Source organism: Amycolatopsis sp. NPDC051071 (assembly GCF_040682875.1).
Classification (GTDB): Bacteria; Actinomycetota; Actinomycetes; order Mycobacteriales; family Pseudonocardiaceae; genus Amycolatopsis.
On record NZ_JBFBBY010000085.1, the window covers coordinates 1 to 15,722 of the forward strand.

Consider the following 15,722-nt stretch of genomic DNA (forward strand, 5'->3'; position numbering starts at 1 on the left):
GACCACCGGGTGAACTACAAGGCGTACAACCTGGACCAGGTCCTCGACGGCGACCTCGACAACGTGCTGGACGCGCTCATCACCGCGGACCGCGAGGAGCGCCTGGCCGCGCACGCCGGCTGACGCGGATGTCGGGCGACATCCTTCTCGACGACGCCGAGCCGTCTCACCCGGAGTTCTGGTGGAAGGCTTCGAGTGGCGTGATCGGCTGGGTCATCGACGTGCTCTTCGAGAACGTGACCGATCCCGTGCTCAGGGCGGAACTGGGCGAATACCGCGATTCCACGTTCCTCGCGATCGGCGTGTTCGAGGAGCGTGCCCCGGAACTGATCCGGGTTCTCCGCACGGATCTGTACGTGGCGGCCGAAAGAGCGGTCGACGCGGGTGAACTGGCCGACTGGATGCTTCCGCGGATGGCCGAGCTGGCCCGCTACGCGGACTGGTGGGCCGAGCTCAACTGGGATTCCACCGAACCCATGCCGGGCCGGTCACCGCTCGGCTATTTCCTCTTCCACGGAGATCGTCTTCCCGAGTCGTGGTGGACGGCGCCGAGGGAGCTGGTTCTTTGGGTGCTGGATGTGTTGCTGGAGAACGCTTCCACGGTCGGCCTCAAGGCGAAACTCCGTCAGCTGCGTGAGGCGAAGCAAGCCCTGCTGGCGACACCTCTCTTCGACGGGGACGAGCTGACGGAGGTGCTCGCGATCCTCCGTTGGCGACTTCGTCCCGCGGCCGAGCGGGCGTTCAGCGATCAACGGCGCACTGACGCGGAGCGGCTGGCGTATGTCGCCGGAAAATGGCCGGGAGCCTAGGGCGGGTCCGAGAACGGGTCGGCGTCCAGCCCGGTGTGGATGGCCCGGACGGACATGCCCACCTCGGAGAGCCGGTCCGCCACCTCGTCTTTCACCCTGCAGAGTGCCTCTTCGCCGCTTTCCCCGGCACCGGCCGGGAAAGCCGACAACAGCACCGCCTCGCAAGGGCCCGCGGCGGTGGTGATCCGGACCAGTGACGCCGAAAGATCCGTCGCGGGCGCACCGCATAGGCGCACAGCGGTCCGCAGGTCGCCGGTGGGGACGTAAAGATGCACCCGCGAGATGACGTCGGTCTCCGCGCGCGGGGTGAAATCGTGCCGGGGGACATACGCCGGCTCACGGGGATCGGTGCCGCCGAACGTCGCCATGAGTGAATAAAGCCGGTAGCCGTCGGCCTGGGTGTCGTAAGCGTCGTAGCTTCCGTATTGGCCGGTCTCCGGCGTGCCGTGGATTTCGAAGAATTCCGCATTCAGGCCGTAGTGGAAAAGCGCGGGTACGGCGGCGCGATGCAAGGTGTCTTCCCGCTCCTCGTCGTCGGCAGGCGGTGTGCGATAGCCGATGGAGACCGAGTAACCCGTCCAGCCGCCCTCCGGATCCGCCCGGCAGATCTCCAGTTCGGTGGCCTCGAACTCATCGATGAGCCGTTCGCCCAGCGCGGCGGCCGTCGCGAAGTCGTCGGTGGGAATATTCGCGGATATCCGCGTGACGACAGCCGTTTCCCGGAGATCCATGACGATTACGCGAACCCTTCGGTGCTGGCAGGTCCATCAATACTACGGGTGGCCGAGCCCGGCCCGACACGGCCTTGTCCTGGATTCCGCGGTTCCGCTACGGTTATGTCCGGTAGGAAAACTCTGTCCTGGGGGAACACGAATTCGTGACGCGCGCGGACGACTTGACCATCGAAGCGAGATCGATTCCGGTAAGCCGGAAACGTGTTCTGCGCGGCTTCGCGCTCGCCGCCGCAATAGCGCTGCTCAGCGTCGCCGTCGTCGCCAGGGTCGGCCGGTTCGGTTTCAATCCGACCGACCAGGGTTTCATCTTGGCGCAGGTGTGGCGCGTTCTGCACGGCGAGATCCCGCAGGTCGATTTCCTCGGGCCGAGGCCGTTCGGTTCCGCCTATCTGCACTTGGTCGACCATCTTGTCCCGGCGCCGCTGATGATCGGGTCGAGTTTCGTGATGATGGCGCAGTTGATCGTCGCCACATTCGCGCTCGCGGCGTTCCTGACCGGGACTTCGCCGCTGGACTGGGGCCCGCTGCGGCTCGGCCTGGTCTTCGCCGCCGCACTGGTGGGCCTGAACACGTATCCGCTGATGGCCTGGCATACCGTGGACGGCCTCTTCCTGGTCGCGGTCGGCTGGTGGCTGCTCGACAGCGGGCTGCGCTCCGGTTCGCGATGGCGCCGGTGGCTCGGCCTGTTCTGCCTCGGGTTCGCGATCATCGTCAAGCAGAGTTTCCTGTTCGCCGCGCCGATCGGGCTGCTGATCCTGCTCTTCCACCCCGCCGCGCCGCCGAAGAAGTGGCCGCGCCTGCTTGGTGACGTCCTCGTACTCGGTGCGGCACCCTTGCTGTACTTCGGCATGGTCACCGTCGCCGGCGGACTGCAGTCGGCGATCGCGCAGCTTTCCGGCGGTAAGCAGACCTGGGGCGAGGGCCTGTTCCGGATCTGGACGGCGGAGTTCGACGGCCGCGCGGATCCGAGGACGTACCTCCTCCCGGTGCTGCTCGGGCTGATCGTGCTCGCCGTGGCTTGGTCCGCCCGCGAACGGCTCGGCGAACCCGGCCGATGGCTTCGGGTCGCGACGGCCGCGTGCGTCGTGGCCGTGGTGGTGTTCGTCGTGGCCGACGGCGGATTCGAGCACGCGGGCAGCTGGCCGGTCACGTTGCTGTGGCTCTTCCTCGCCGCCGCGGCGTTCGACGCCGTCGTCCGAAGACGGTTGCCCTGGCAGTATCTGGCCATCGCCGCCCTCGGCTGGATGATCAGCCTGTCCTGGGGCTACCCGCTTCCCGGGCTGCTCACCGGCATCTTCGCGCTGGGTGTCCTGGAAGCACTGGTACCACCGGATCTTCCACGACCGCCCAGGTTCGCGGGCGCCGTTCTCGGCGTGATCGCGTTCGTGCTCGCCGCTCTGCAGTTGCTGTCCGCGCACGACAAAACGCCGTACGCGGACAGACCTCAGGGCGAACTGACCAAGGACCTCGGGGACATCGCGCCGTCGCTGCGTGGCGTCCGCACGAACTCCAGCGTGTACACCTACGTCGCCCAGATCCGCGGCTGCCTGGACCACTACCCGGCGTCGAGGGTGGCGGTGCTGCCGGACAACGCTTTCGTCGCACCGATTTTCGAAGTACGCAACCCGTTCCCGCTGGACTGGCCGCTGCCGATGGAACTGACCGGCGACAGTCCGGAAAGGATGGTCGAGGCGGCGGACCGCCTTGACCGGGAAGGGGATTACCTCGTGCTCTTCGAGACGATCAAACCGGTTTCGCTGACCGAGGGCGCCCCGGTGCCCGGCGCCGTCACACTGGACGCCCCGACGGTCGGTTTGAGCAGCGTCGAACCGCGGATCAAGGCTGAACTCACCGGTACCAAGGTCAGTTGCGGTAGCTTCACCGGCTTTTGGGCGCCGCCGCGCTGAGCGTCAGCCGGTCCAGGAACCGGTCGCGAACCGCAGGAACAGCACAGCGCACAGCAACGAGTTCGCGTAGAGCACTACGTGCACGCCCAGCCGCAGCCGCGGGTTCCGTTCCCCGAACAGCACCAGCGCGACGTACAGCACCAAGCACGGCAACAGGTACCGCTGCACCGAGATGACGTTGCTGTTGACGGTCAGCATGACGATCGACGCGATCCCGAACAGTGCGAGCGGAAGCCCCTTCGACCGCAGCGCCACGAAGACGTACACCGACGACGCGAGCAGCAGGATCAGCCCGGCGAACGGCAAAACCTTGTTGATCAGCAGCCATTCCGTCATCGGGGTCTCGCCGAGGAACACCCGCAGAGACGGCTTCGTGGCGTTCCAGAGCGTGGGCAGGATGTTCGGGTCGAGTTTGTGGTACGGCCAGTAAGCCTTCATCATCGCCGGGTCGAATCCGGCCATGGCGTCGCCCACCTGGAGTTTCATAAAAGCCAGATGCGCGCCGAGGCCGGCGAACGCGGCGGGGAACCACAGCAGCCGCCACGAAAGCAGACCGTGGAACTTCCAGTCCTCGCTGCGCCAAAACTCCAGGAAGCACAGTCCCACGAAGACCGCGGCGGTGATTCGGGTGGCGGTCAACGGGATCAGGCACAGTCCCATCCACGTCCAACGCCGTCGCAAGGCGAACAGGAACGCCCAGAAGCCGAGTGCGCAGAACACCGCTTCCGTGTAGAAGGAGTGCAGGAAATACGCCGTCGGCGCGGTGAGGAAAGCGGCGACGACGAGCCGGGCGCCGCGTTCGGAGACGAAGAACCGCGCGATCTTCAGCAGCGCGACGGCGGCGAGCCAGGTGGCGACCAGGTTCACCAGGAAACCGGCGGTGATGACGCCGATACCGCCGAAGCTGATCGTGTGCACCAGCCAGACGAGCGCCGGGAACAGCGGATAGAACGCGCGGACCTGCGGCGCACCGTCCGCGTAGCCGTGCCGCACGATGTCGCCGTACCACAGGGAATCCCAGCGGTAGGTGTGCACGAGCAGGCTCGGTGACGAGCCGATGCCCGATTCGGGGACGCCGTTGCCCGGTTCGATCGGGACGATCGGCCCGAACAGCCACGCCAGTGCGATGAGGACGAGGTTCCACACGACCACGACGACGAAGACCTTGAGGAAGTCGCCGGTCTGCCGGACCGCGGTTTCCGGGGCCGCGGAACGTTCGAGTGTGCTGGTCATTCGGCGCCTCCGGACCGCCGGAAGACGACCTTGCTGTAGAGCAGGTAGTTCCACACCAGCCCGACGGCGATCCCGGCGAACTTCGGGATCAGCAGGTGGATCCCGGGGAACGCCGTGGTGACCGCCAAGATGACCAGCGCCTGCACGACCCAGAGCCCGAACGCGGTGACCGCGAAGAACAGGATCGCCTGGCGGCGTACGTCCTCGCCCTTGGAGCGAAAAGTGAAGTTCCGGTTGAGCGTGAAGCTGAGGAGCATGCCCGCTGTGGTCGAGAGGAAGTTGGCGACGAAGAGCGGCACGCCCAGCGTCGCGAGGAGGGCGAACCCGATCGCGTCCAGCAGGGTGTTCGCCACCCCGACCAGCCCGAACCGCACTTGGGTGGCGGAAATCGTCTTCACCGCGCGGCACTCCCGGTCTCGGCGGCGGCGAGTGTCCCGGTGCGGACCGACGCGACGCCGTACAGCGGGCGGTTCTGCACTTGGGAGTACGTGCGGCCGACGTAGCTGCCGAGCACGCCGAGCATGACGATCTGGATCCCACCGAGGAAGAACATCGCGATGGTCATGAACGCCCAGCCGGGAACCGCGGTCTCGGGGGCGAACAGCTTCACGCCGGCGACGTAGAGGATGCCGACGAAACTGAGCAGCGAGATCAGGTGGCCGAGCCGCGTGATCATCCTCAACGGAGCGACGGAGAAACCGAGGATCCCGTCGGCGGCGAACCGGAGCATCTTGCGCAGCGGATAGCCGGTGACGCCCGCGTGCCGTTTGTCCCGGTCGAACAGGACGGCCGTCTGCTTGAAGCCGATGTAGGCGACCAAGCCGCGCAGGAAGCGGTCCCGCTCGCGGTACTTGCGCAGTTCGTCGACGACCTTGCGGTCGATGAGCCGGAAGTCGCCGGTGTTCTTCGGGATGTCGACCGACGCGAGTTTCCGCAGCACCTGGTAGAAGACGCCGGCGGTGAGCTTCTTGAACGCGGAGTCCTGCCGCGACCTGCGCTGCGCGTAGACGACGTCGTACCCCTGCTCCCAGCGCTCGATGAGTTCGAGCGCGACGCGGGGCGGATCCTGCAGGTCGCTGTCCATGATGATCACCGCGTCGGCGTCGGCCAGGTCGAGTCCGGCGGTGACCGCCAGCTGATGGCCGAAGTTGCGGGCCAGTTCGATCACGGTGACCCTGGCGTCGCGTTCGGCGAGTTCGGTCAGCGTCGCGAGCGAGCCATCACGGCTGCCGTCGTCGACGTAAAGGAAGTCGAAGTCGTAGCGATCGGCCAGCGGCTCGATCACGTGGTCCACAGTGGAGTGGAGCAGTGCGATGTTCTCTTCCTCGTTGTAGATCGGGAAGAGGAAGGTGATTCTTCGGCGCTGCGCGTTCTGGTGCACGGGAGCCCCCGAGGTCTGGTCTGTGCGGAGATGTCACCCTCTTGACGACACCGGCGACCGAAACGTTGTCCCGTCCGGGGTTAATTCGAGACGGATTCAAGGAGGACTGAAGATCAGCCGGAGGCGGCCGCTGTCTCCGGTTCGTGTTCTTCGACGGCCGCGGCGTCTTCCTTGCGCCGTGGCAGGAAAGAGAGTGCGGCGAAGGCGGCGGCGAGCAGGGTCGGGAAGATCGTCAGCTGTTGGTGTTTGACGTTCTCGATGCCTTCTCCGAGGCCGGAGACCAGGAGTTGGCCCATGGCGAAGAGCAGGAACATGAGGACCACGATGCCGACGTCGCGGCGTCCGGTGCGGTTGCGGAAGGCCCGTAGCCCTGCCCAGCCGATGAGCAGCCAGATCGGTAGCAGGGCGAACAGGCCGAGCGGGGCGATCCAGCCGGTGATCCCGGACAGGACCGGGACCCGGTACTCCTTCGCGAGCGGCGGCTGCCCGGCGTGCTCGCCGAAGCTGCCGAGGTTCGGCACGCGTGCGGTCAGTGCCTCCTGCGCGGACTTGTGCAGTATCTGGACCACGCGCGCCGGGTGATCGAGGTAGTACTGGGCGACGTTGCGGCGGCTGATCTTGTCGCGGTACCGGGCGTATTCGGGGGAGTGCCAGGCCGCGTTCTCACTCCACCAGCCGGTGCCGACGTAGTTCGCGAACTCCGGCGGGAGGCCCAGTGCGGCGAGGTCGCCGGCGGTGTCGTGTTCGCCGTCCACGATCGCGTTGAACACGACGTGATACATGTTCGCCTCGCGGTACTCCGCGTTGGCCGAGTCGCCCGCGCCCTGCACCAGCGCGGTCCCGGCGCCGACGACGGCGAGGACGGCCAGCGGCAGTGCCCAGCGGGCCATCCCGCGGCTGCCCGCGGGCCGGACGAACAGCAGCGCGAGCGCGAACAGCGGGATCAGCAGAAGGGTCTGCGACTTCGCGTTGATCCCGATCATCGCGCCGAGCACGGTGACCGCGGCACCGGTGTAGCGCCACGGTCCGGGGCGGTGCAGCAGCAGGAGCCCGCCGGCGAGCAGGAGCATCCCGACGAAGGCGGCGCCCTCGCTCAGCACGGAGGCGAAGTAGCCGAAGAAGGCCGAGTCCGCGGCGACCAGCAGCAGCGCCGCCGTCGCGATGAAACTGTTCCGGACCGAGAGCCGCAGGCCTGCCACGATCGCCGCGATCCCGCCTGCGGCCAGCAGACAGCCCAGCACGCCCAGTACCAGCAGGTTCAGGATCGAGGACGGGTCGAACAGCTGCCCGAGCCCGCTCGCGATCTTGTCGATCCAGCTCTGGCTGGAGATGTACTCGCTGTCGCAGGCAGGGGCAGGGCCGTAGGAGAAGCGGACGAAGTACTGCGAGGGCCTGTCGAACTCGCGAGCGCCAAGCCGGCACAGGATGCGCCAGCCGTCGCCGTTGTCCGCCATACCGATCGGGCGCGGAACCAGGAAACGGACGAGAAGCACCCCGAGCGCGGCGAAGAACACACCCAAGGTCAGTCGGATCTCCCGGATCTTCACGCGCGCCACCTTAGAAGATTCCGGAGGGTGATCGGTTCGTGCCCTCTCTAATACTTGTGGTGACGAAGTTCTGGAACGCTCCGCCGGGTCGGGGATGGACGACCGCGTCGACACGCTTCGGCACCGGCGCGGGACACTGGCCGGATACCTCGTCGTCGACGTCTAGGAGAACTGTGGAAGCCCTGGCCAGGTTCGGATTCGAACTGGGTGTGCTCAAGCGGATCCGGCGGGCCGGATGGTGGCAGGCGGGCGTCCGCGACCCCGAATCGGTCGCCGAGCACACCACGCGGGTCGCCCAGCTGGCCGGGCTGCTGGCGGCCGAGGGCGGCGCCGACCCGGCGCGGGCCGCGTATCTCGCGCTCTGGCACGACACGCAGGAAACACGGACCGGTGACCTCCCGCATACGATCAAGGGGTTCGTCGAGAAGCCGGACCCGCGGGCGATCACGGCGGCGCAGACGTCGGCGCTCCCCGGCGCCGCTCGTGACTCGGTTCGAGAAGCGGTCAACGAGTATGAGACCGCGGAGAGCCCGGAGGCGCTGTACGCCCGCGACGCGGACAAGCTCGAAATGCTGCTCCAGGCCGTCGAGTACCGCGACATCGGCGTACGGAATGTCGACGAGTGGATCGCTTCGGCGAAGAAGAGCCTTCAGACCGACCTCGCGCGGCGAGTGGCCGAAGCGGCCCTGACGTTGTCGTCGCTCTCATGGCGGGTGCGCTGAAGGGAATCGATACCCTGGGCCCGCGTGTATCGACCCCGGCACGCGTGCCTTGTGTGTCAGGCTTGACTCTGTGAAGGAACACCAGTGAACCGGCAGCCGTTGCGCCTCGCCATCATGGAAGCGACCCGCATTCTCGCCGAGGCCGGCGTGGCGTCCCCGCGCTCGGACGCGGAACTGATCGCCTCCCATGTCCTCGGCGTCGAACGCGGCCGTCTGCCGATGGTGCCGCTGGTGGACCCGCCGGTCATCGACGCGATCGGCCAGCTCGTCACGCAGCGTGCGAAACGGATCCCACTGCAGTACCTCACCGGCTGGGCCGCGCTCGGCGACATCACGGTCAACGTCGGCGCCGGGGTGTTCGTCCCGCGCCCGGAGACCGAACTGCTCCTGGAATGGGGCCTCAAAGTGCTGCATGGCCGCGAGTACCCGGTGGTGGTCGACCTGTGCACCGGCTCCGGCGCACTGGCGCTCGCCGTCCAGCACGCGCGGCCGGACGCCGTCGTCTACGCCGTCGACATCGACGCGCAGGCGCTGGCCTGGGCGCGGCACAACGCCGACGTCCACGCCGACGCCGGGGACACCCCGATCCGGCTGTACTCCGGCGACGTCGCCGACAGCACGATGTTCGCCGAACTGGACGGGCTCGTCGACCTGGTCCTGTGCAACCCGCCGTACGTGCCGGAAGGGACCCCGGTACCGCCGGAGGTCGCCGAACACGACCCGGCGCGGGCGGTGTTCGCGGAGGAGAGCGGGCTCGCGGTGATCCGGTACGCGATCGCCGCCGCCGCGCGGCTGCTGCGGCCCACCGGCGGGATGGCGATCGAGCACGACGACACGCACGGCTCCGCCGTCCCGGCGCTGGTGCGGGCGCGGCGGGTGCTGACCGACGTCCAGGGGCATATCGACCTCGCGGGACGACCGCGTTTCGTCACCGCCCTGCGCGCTTCCTGACGTCTCCTCTGTCGCTGGTCGCGGATCCTCGCCCTGGGTTGTCCTGAAGGGCCCCTTTGAGACGTTCAACGTCCCAAAGGGGCCCTTTGAGGCACCGGGCGGCAGAGGGCGGGGGCCGAGTTGGTCGTGAGTGGCGTTTCGGGTTATTGAGGGATAAGGCAAAGGTGGCGCCTTCGGGCGAGGTGTTGCCTGGGCGGCGCGGCACCGCACTCGCGTGCTTGAAGGCGGAACTCGCGTGCTTGAAGAGGGATCTTGCGTGCTTGAAGAGGGATCTCGCGTGCTTGGGCCCCGCACACCTGAGTTCGGCATCCAGCACGTGAGATGCGTCTTCAAGCACGCGAGTTACGTGCTTAAGCACGCGAGATGCGTCTTCAAGCACGCGAGTTACGTCCTTGAGCACGCGAGTCGCGCCTTCGCTCTGGCCGCCAACCCCGCGAACAAGCCGGTCACAGCGAGCCCGGGCACCACGCCACTTTGACTTACCCCTCGATAGAACCCGAAACGCCACTCACGACCAAGCGCACCGACCCGCCGGAGTGCTCCACGCGGCCGCAAGCGGGGGCCGGCTCGCGAGGGCAGGGACGGGATAGTTAGCGAGACTCACGACTTCCGGCGGTGCCCAGGACAAAGCCCACCTCCTAACGTCGGTCAAGGCCGCCTCATCGGCGGTCCGACTGGGAGGTGTACCCCGATGCGATCGTCTCTCCGACGAGCCCCACTCAGAACACTCGCCGTACTCGCCACTGTCGCGCTGTTGCCGGGTCTTCTCGCGCAACCCGCGTCCGCGGCGGCACCCGTGAAGGGCTGGCCCGCCCCGATCGACGCGTCGACCTGGGAAAACCAGGACCACATGACGTGGGACGACTACCGTAAGCCGCCCGGCACCAACTGGGCCGACCCCGCACTGAAGCCGACAAAGCGGACATTCAAGGGCGCTGTGGTGCTCGCGGACTATCCGGACCAGGAGTTCGCCGTCACGCAGCCCCCGCGTTCGACGGTCTTCGGCAACCCGGGCCCCGCCGCCAGCGACATCCCCCGGGGAGGCGTGGCGAAGTTCTACCAGGACTTCCTCAACAAGCCGCAGGCGCTCAACCAGGGGCACACGATCAACGAGTACTGGATGGAGGACTCCGGCGGCAGGATGGGCGTCGATCTGACCGCGTTCGGGCCGTACCGGCTGCCGGGCAAGTCCTTCGAGTACGGCATGGAGTTCCAGCCGGACGCCTGCCCGCCTGCCGCGAACTGCAAGCGTGATCTGCGCGCCGACGCGGGTGCGGCCTGGCGTGCGGACGTCGGTGACGTCGCCAAGCAGTTCGACTTCATCTTCTACCTTTCCGCGGGCCAGGACGAGAGTTCGACCTGGCAGGAATTTGGCGTGATGAAATTCGGCGAACGCGCGAACGTGACCGACGAATTCGGTCCGGGGGTCGCCGGAATGCCGAACGCCGCGTCCACCCGCTATGTCCCGTGGACGTCGTGGAAATCGGCGGCGAGTATCTGGCCGAACGCGGTCACCGGGTCCTCGACCCAGGCGGAAAGCTCGGGCCAGGCGGTTTACGCGCACGAGCTCAGCCATATTCTCGGTATCGGCGACAACTACAACAACCCGTTCGGCGTTCCGCCGTCCAGGACCTACACCGGCCCGTGGGAGATGATGTCGCGCGGCAGCTTCAACGGACCGGGCGGACCGCATACACGCTGGCAGATCCCGGCGACGCAGGGCGGCTCGATGGGGTCGCACCACATGCTGCGCACCAAGATGAAGCTCGACATCATCGACACCGAGGACGTGCTCAAACTCGACCGGAACTCCCTCACCAAGGCCGGGCCGGTTTCGGCGCGGATCACCGCGCGTTCGGTGCTTCCCGGCCAGGGTGCCTACAGCGGGATCACGATCGCTCTTCCCGGCGGGGACCTTTCGCCGAAATGCGATCGCTCGAAAGATCCGTTCTGTGACGGCGGCGGCTACAACAATTACACCGTCGAGGTCGTCGACCGGATGGGCAGCGATTCCTTCGCTCCCGATTCCGGTGTCATCATCGCGAAGACGAAGAACGCGGACAACGCGCCGTTCGAATGGATCGTCGACGCGCATCCCGCCGACATCGGCATGACCGACTACAAGAAGCCGGACGGCACGCCGGTCCCGATCCCCATCGGCGACTACCGCCAGCTCAACGACGCCGCGTTCAAGGCGGGCACCGGTTCGGCGAGCAAATACGAGTACACCGACGAGGCGAACAGGCTGAAGTTCCTGGTCTCGGACGTCGAGCGCGACCGCAAGGGTGTGCTGTCCTACGTCGTCACGGTGGCCTCGCTCGACGGCGGTGCCGGTTCGCAGGCCCGCGGCGTCTCGCTGTGGCCGTCGGTCCCGGCGTTCGCCAAACAGGGGCTCGCGAGCTGCTCGTTCCCGCTGTTCAACACGGGGAACGCGAAGGGCGCGGCCGCGCCGTACGACACCGACACCTACCGCCTGAGCGCGTCCACCACCGCGAAGGGCTGGGAGGTCCGGTTGCCGAACGAGCTGTCCACGGTCCCGTTCGGCGGGCGGTCGTCGGCGACGGCGCACGCCAAACGGGCCGCGGGTGGTGACCACGTCGCGCAGATCAAGCTGACCGCGACGTCGATCGCCGACCCGGGCAAGACGGCGACGTCGTTCTGCGCCGCTTTCGCCTTCTAGGGGAGCGGCTACCTGTCAGGAAAGGGTCTTTCAGGACAAAAAATGTCCTGAAAGACCCTTTCCTGACACCCCGGGAGGTGCGGGCCGGGCCGTCGCACGACAGGGCTAGGCTCACCTGCCATGAGCGCGGTTTACGACTGCAGCAAGCGTGACACGCGGGCCGACGGGCTCGCCGCGGCGGCGAGCGCGGTGCGCTCCAGCCGTCTCGTGGTCCTCCCGACAGACACGGTTTACGGCATCGGCGCGGACGCCTTCGACGGCGGTGCCGTCCAGTCCCTCCTGCGGGCCAAGAACCGCGGCCCGGACATGCCGGTCGGTGTCCTCGTCGGCTCCTGGTCCACTGTGGACGGACTGGTGCTCGGCACGCCGCCGTCGGCCCGTGCGCTCATCGAGGCCTTCTGGCCCGGCGATCTCTCCATCGTCCTGCCGCACGCCCCGAGCCTGCAGTGGGACCTTGGTCAGTCACGCGGAACGGTGATGTTGCGGATGCCGCTGCACCCGGTCGCGCTGGAACTGCTGCGTGACGTCGGCCCGATGGCCGTCTCCAGCGCGAACGTCTCCGGACAGCCGCCGGCGTCCACCGCGCAGGAAGCGGTCGATCAGCTCGGCGACAGCGTCGCGGTGTACCTCGACGGCGGGTCCACCGGCGAGGCCGTTCCGTCCTCGATGGTCGATCTCACCGGCGACGATCCGGTCATCCTGCGTGAGGGCGCGGTCAGCCGCGCCGCGATCGCGGAAGTACTGGGTGTGCCCGCGGAGTCACTCGCCTAGTCCCCGAGTCCTAATCCCCGAGTCCTAGTACCGTTCGCCGCCGTATCCCCCCAGCGCGGTAGCGTGTTCAGGTGACTTGGACCTCGGCGGCGTAACGCGTCATGCCTCCTACGCAAGGCCTCCCGATCCGGGAGTACATCCTCGTCGCCCTCACCGCGGCGGCCGTTACCTTCCTGCTCACCGGCGTCGTGCGCCGCGTCGCGATCCGGATCGGCGCGATCGCGAACCCGCGGGCCCGCGACGTCCACGTCACCCCGATCCCGCGCATGGGTGGCATCGGCATCTTCCTGGGTGTCGCCGCCGCGATGGGGCTCGCGCACCAGTTGCCCGCGCTCAGCCGCGGCTTCGACTTCTCCTTCGACTCGCTGGGTGTCCTGCTCGCCGCGGGCGTCATCTCCCTGATCGGCGCGCTCGACGACCGGTTCGAACTGGACGCCTGGACGAAACTGGCCGGTCAGGTCATGTGCGCGGGCATCCTGGTGATCTTCGGCGTGCAATGGGTCTCGTTCTGGGTGCCGTGGGGTGGCGTGGACGATTCCTTCGGCCAGGTGCTGGTGCTGGACAAGAACCAGGGCGCGCTGCTGACCGTCGTACTGGTGGTGGTCATGGTCAACGCGATGAACTTCGTCGACGGCCTCGACGGGCTCGCCGGCGGTCTCGGGTTCATCGCCGCGGCGGCGACGTGCTCGTTCTCGCTCGGCCTGCTCGACTCCTCGGGCGGTGACGTCGGCGCGTATCCGCCCGCGCTCATCGCGGCCACGCTCGCCGGGGCCTGTCTCGGCTTCCTGCCGTACAACTTCCAGCCCGCGAAAATCTTCATGGGCGACTCGGGTTCGATGATGATCGGCCTCATGCTGGCGGGCGCGACGACGTCCGCGTCGGGCCGCGTGCCCTATCCGCAGTTCAGCGGAAAGGACGCGCTCGCCCTGCTTTCACCGCTCGTCGTGGTCGCCGCGGTCCTTTTCGTACCGTTGCTGGACCTGATCATGGCGGTCATCCGCCGGACCCGCCGCGGTGAGAGCCCGTTCGCCGCGGACAAGATGCACCTGCACCACCGGCTGCTGGAGATCGGCCATTCGCAGCGCCGCGCGGTACTGCTCATCTACTTGTGGGCCGGTTTGCTCGCGTTCGGCGCCGTCTCGGTGACGTTGTTCGACGACGCCGCGGTTTTCTGGATTGTCGGATTCGGTTTCCTGCTGGCGACTCTGGTGTCGGTCATCCCCAGGCTGCGGTCGCGGAACCGGACCGCCTGAACGGGCGGGGTCCACCCGGGCCTACACTGGACGGCTGAGACGACCAGGGAGTTTTCTGTGAGCGAGACCGAGAAGACCGTCGAGGCGGAGGAGAACCCCCACGCCAAGGTGGTTCTGCAAGCGGCCAACGCGATGATGAAGGCTTCCCTGAAGCTGGTTCCGCCCGCGGTGCTGATCTGCGTCGTGGTGTTCACCATCCTCAAAGGACAGCCGGGCCTGCTCGGCTCGGCCATCGGCGGCGTGCTCGCCCTCGTGTCCGCCGTCGCGACGCTGGGCCTCATGCGCTTCAGCGCGGGTATGGACCCGATGTTCGTGATGGTGATCGCTCTCGGTGGCTACGTGCTCAAGCTCATCCTTCTTTTCGCGGCGCTGAGCGTGCTTCGTGGAGTGGATTCGATCCACCCGATGGCGCTGGGTGTCACCATGATCGTCGCCATTCTCGTGGCCGCCGCCGTGGAGTTCGCGGCATTCCGCAAGACCAAGATCCCGACGATCATCCCCGCTTCCCGCTGATCGGGGGACCGAGGTCCTGACCTGGGACGGGACTTAGGTCCTCGGCCGATCGGGGGCAATGTAGTACGCCTGTACGGCGCGCCCGGACCTGCTGATATGGTCCGCGTATGGGCGGCGGCCTCGGCTGCCGGCTCCTGATGACGAACCCCGAACAGCAGTGTGGCGACGGTGTCGAATCGTCCCTTGTACCCGCTGTAGGCGTCTGTCTCCCGGGAGCACTGCATCGAGAATCCTCGTGTGCGGAACGTGAAGCCGTGTTCAGCACATCGTGGGGTGGCCGCCTCCGACGGCCCGATACGTGTCGGGTACGTTTAGTCCAGATCGTGACGATTCCCCCGGCGGAGTGAACGCCGGCCGGGAGAACCGGAAGGAGCCCAGTGGGCGCGCTGGTACTAGCCGAGGGTGCGGAGTTCACGCCGCCAGGCGTCAAAGACTTCAACCTACCGCCGTTGTTCGGCTCCGGCTATTGGTTGAGCTTCACCAAGCCGATGCTGCTGGTGGTCATCTCCCTGATCATCCTCGTCACCTACTTCATGGTGTCGTCGCGCCGGTTGAAGGTCGTCCCTGGCAAGGGACAGTTCATCGCCGAGTCGATTTACAACTTCGGCCGCAACAACATCGCGCGGGAGCAGATCGGCTCCGCCGACTTCAAGCCGTTCATCCCGCTCGTGCTCGGCCTCTTCAGCTTCGTGCTGGTGAACAACATCTTCGGGATCATCCCGTTCTTCCAGTTCCCGACCATGGCGCGAATCGGCTTCCCGGTCGCACTCGCGTTCCTTGTCGTTTACCCGGTGTACCACTACGTCGGGTTCAAACGCCACGGCTTCAAGGGTTACCTGAAGAAGGAACTGGCGCCCGCGGGCATTCCCGGATTCGTTCTGCCGCTGTACTCCACCATCGAGTTCGCGCAGAAGTTCTTCATCGCACCGGCGACACTGGCCATCCGAGTCTTCGCGGCGATGTTCGCCGGGCACCTGATCATCATGGTCTTCGCGCTCGGTGGGAGCTTCCTGCTGACCGACGGTGAAGGCCTCGTGAAAATCGCGTCTCCGGTGGCGTTCCTGTTCGCCATCGCGATGACCTTCCTGGAGGCATTCATCCAGGTCCTGCAGGCGTACATTTTCGCACTGCTGTCCGCAGGGTACATCGGCGCCGCACTGGCGTCGGAGCACTGAGAAACACCAAAAGCCCCCGATCCGCGTGAGTCGCGCGGACCGAGTT

General features: G+C 67.0%; 14 protein-coding genes and 1 pseudogene. 10 read left to right on the forward strand and 5 right to left on the reverse strand.

Features of this window, described 5'->3' with window-relative positions:
- Nucleotides 1-123, forward strand: a pseudogene (locus AB0M65_RS25035) (peptide chain release factor 1); the annotation flags it as partial.
- 5 nt (nt 124-128) lie between these two features.
- Nucleotides 129-809, forward strand: a complete 681-nt coding sequence (locus AB0M65_RS25040) for a hypothetical protein (RefSeq protein WP_364032020.1) — start codon at nt 129-131, stop codon at nt 807-809.
- Here the strand turns inward: AB0M65_RS25040 and AB0M65_RS25045 are convergent.
- Nucleotides 806-1,540, reverse strand: coding sequence for a hypothetical protein (locus tag AB0M65_RS25045; RefSeq protein ID WP_364032023.1), 735 nt, complete (start codon nt 1,538-1,540; stop codon nt 806-808). The genes AB0M65_RS25040 and AB0M65_RS25045 overlap by 4 nt on opposite strands.
- Before the next feature lie 146 nt (nt 1,541-1,686).
- Here AB0M65_RS25045 and AB0M65_RS25050 point away from each other — a divergent pair, with 146 nt between their 5' ends.
- On the forward strand, nt 1,687-3,450 hold the full coding sequence (locus tag AB0M65_RS25050; RefSeq protein WP_364032026.1) for a hypothetical protein: 1,764 nt from the start codon (nt 1,687-1,689) through the stop codon (nt 3,448-3,450).
- 3 nt (nt 3,451-3,453) lie between these two features.
- Here the strand turns inward: AB0M65_RS25050 and AB0M65_RS25055 are convergent, their stop codons facing one another.
- From AB0M65_RS25055 to AB0M65_RS25070, 4 genes are all read right to left on the reverse strand, one after another.
- Nucleotides 3,454-4,683, reverse strand: a complete 1,230-nt coding sequence (locus AB0M65_RS25055; protein WP_364032029.1) for a hypothetical protein — start codon at nt 4,681-4,683, stop codon at nt 3,454-3,456.
- The gene (locus tag AB0M65_RS25060) at nt 4,680-5,081 is read right to left on the reverse strand and encodes a GtrA family protein (RefSeq protein ID WP_364032032.1); all 402 of its coding nucleotides are present in this window, start codon (nt 5,079-5,081) and stop codon (nt 4,680-4,682) included. Before AB0M65_RS25060 ends, AB0M65_RS25055 begins: the two co-directional genes overlap by 4 nt.
- Nucleotides 5,078-6,064: a glycosyltransferase family 2 protein gene (locus AB0M65_RS25065; RefSeq protein WP_364032035.1), complete on the reverse strand. Its 987-nt coding sequence runs from the start codon at nt 6,062-6,064 to the stop codon at nt 5,078-5,080. The genes AB0M65_RS25060 and AB0M65_RS25065 overlap by 4 nt, the downstream gene beginning before the upstream one ends.
- Nucleotides 6,065-6,177: 113 nt before the next feature.
- The gene (locus AB0M65_RS25070) at nt 6,178-7,611 is read right to left on the reverse strand and encodes a hypothetical protein (protein WP_364032038.1); all 1,434 of its coding nucleotides are present in this window, start codon (nt 7,609-7,611) and stop codon (nt 6,178-6,180) included.
- Between the two features lie 173 nt (nt 7,612-7,784).
- On the opposite strand from AB0M65_RS25070, the gene AB0M65_RS25075 reads away from it, so the two are divergent.
- The 7 genes from AB0M65_RS25075 (at nt 7,785) to atpB (ending at nt 15,676) form a co-directional block, all read left to right on the forward strand.
- Nucleotides 7,785-8,333, forward strand: coding sequence for an HD domain-containing protein (locus tag AB0M65_RS25075; RefSeq protein WP_364032114.1), 549 nt, complete (start codon nt 7,785-7,787; stop codon nt 8,331-8,333).
- A gap of 84 nt (nt 8,334-8,417) precedes the next feature.
- A complete protein-coding gene (prmC, locus tag AB0M65_RS25080; protein ID WP_364032041.1) occupies nt 8,418-9,284 on the forward strand; it encodes a peptide chain release factor N(5)-glutamine methyltransferase in 867 nt (288 codons plus the stop codon).
- Between the two features lie 691 nt (nt 9,285-9,975).
- Nucleotides 9,976-11,964: a M6 family metalloprotease domain-containing protein gene (locus AB0M65_RS25085; RefSeq protein WP_364032044.1), complete on the forward strand. Its 1,989-nt coding sequence runs from the start codon at nt 9,976-9,978 to the stop codon at nt 11,962-11,964.
- A gap of 120 nt (nt 11,965-12,084) precedes the next feature.
- Nucleotides 12,085-12,735 (forward strand): L-threonylcarbamoyladenylate synthase, encoded by a 651-nt coding sequence (locus AB0M65_RS25090; RefSeq protein ID WP_364032047.1) that lies wholly within the window; start codon nt 12,085-12,087, stop codon nt 12,733-12,735.
- Between the two features lie 101 nt (nt 12,736-12,836).
- Nucleotides 12,837-13,988, forward strand: a complete 1,152-nt coding sequence (locus AB0M65_RS25095; protein ID WP_364032050.1) for an MraY family glycosyltransferase — start codon at nt 12,837-12,839, stop codon at nt 13,986-13,988.
- A 57-nt stretch (nt 13,989-14,045) separates the two neighbouring features.
- Nucleotides 14,046-14,501: a hypothetical protein gene (locus AB0M65_RS25100; protein WP_364032053.1), complete on the forward strand. Its 456-nt coding sequence runs from the start codon at nt 14,046-14,048 to the stop codon at nt 14,499-14,501.
- 377 nt (nt 14,502-14,878) lie between these two features.
- Nucleotides 14,879-15,676, forward strand: coding sequence for a F0F1 ATP synthase subunit A (atpB, locus tag AB0M65_RS25105; RefSeq protein WP_364032056.1), 798 nt, complete (start codon nt 14,879-14,881; stop codon nt 15,674-15,676).
- Nucleotides 15,677-15,722: the final 46 nt, after the last annotated feature.

What these genes read in the sequence shown, in the direction of transcription:
- AB0M65_RS25040 (WP_364032020.1), top strand. Translation starts at nt 129, where the DNA reads ATGTCGGGCGACATCCTTCTCGACGACGCCGAGCCGTCTCACCCGGAG.
- AB0M65_RS25055 (WP_364032029.1), bottom strand. Translation starts at nt 4,683, where the DNA reads ATGACCAGCACACTCGAACGTTCCGCGGCCCCGGAAACCGCGGTCCGG.
- AB0M65_RS25090 (WP_364032047.1), top strand. Translation starts at nt 12,085, where the DNA reads ATGAGCGCGGTTTACGACTGCAGCAAGCGTGACACGCGGGCCGACGGG.
- AB0M65_RS25095 (WP_364032050.1), top strand. Translation starts at nt 12,837, where the DNA reads ATGCCTCCTACGCAAGGCCTCCCGATCCGGGAGTACATCCTCGTCGCC.
- AB0M65_RS25085 (WP_364032044.1), top strand. Translation starts at nt 9,976, where the DNA reads ATGCGATCGTCTCTCCGACGAGCCCCACTCAGAACACTCGCCGTACTC.
- AB0M65_RS25045 (WP_364032023.1), bottom strand. Translation starts at nt 1,540, where the DNA reads ATGGATCTCCGGGAAACGGCTGTCGTCACGCGGATATCCGCGAATATT.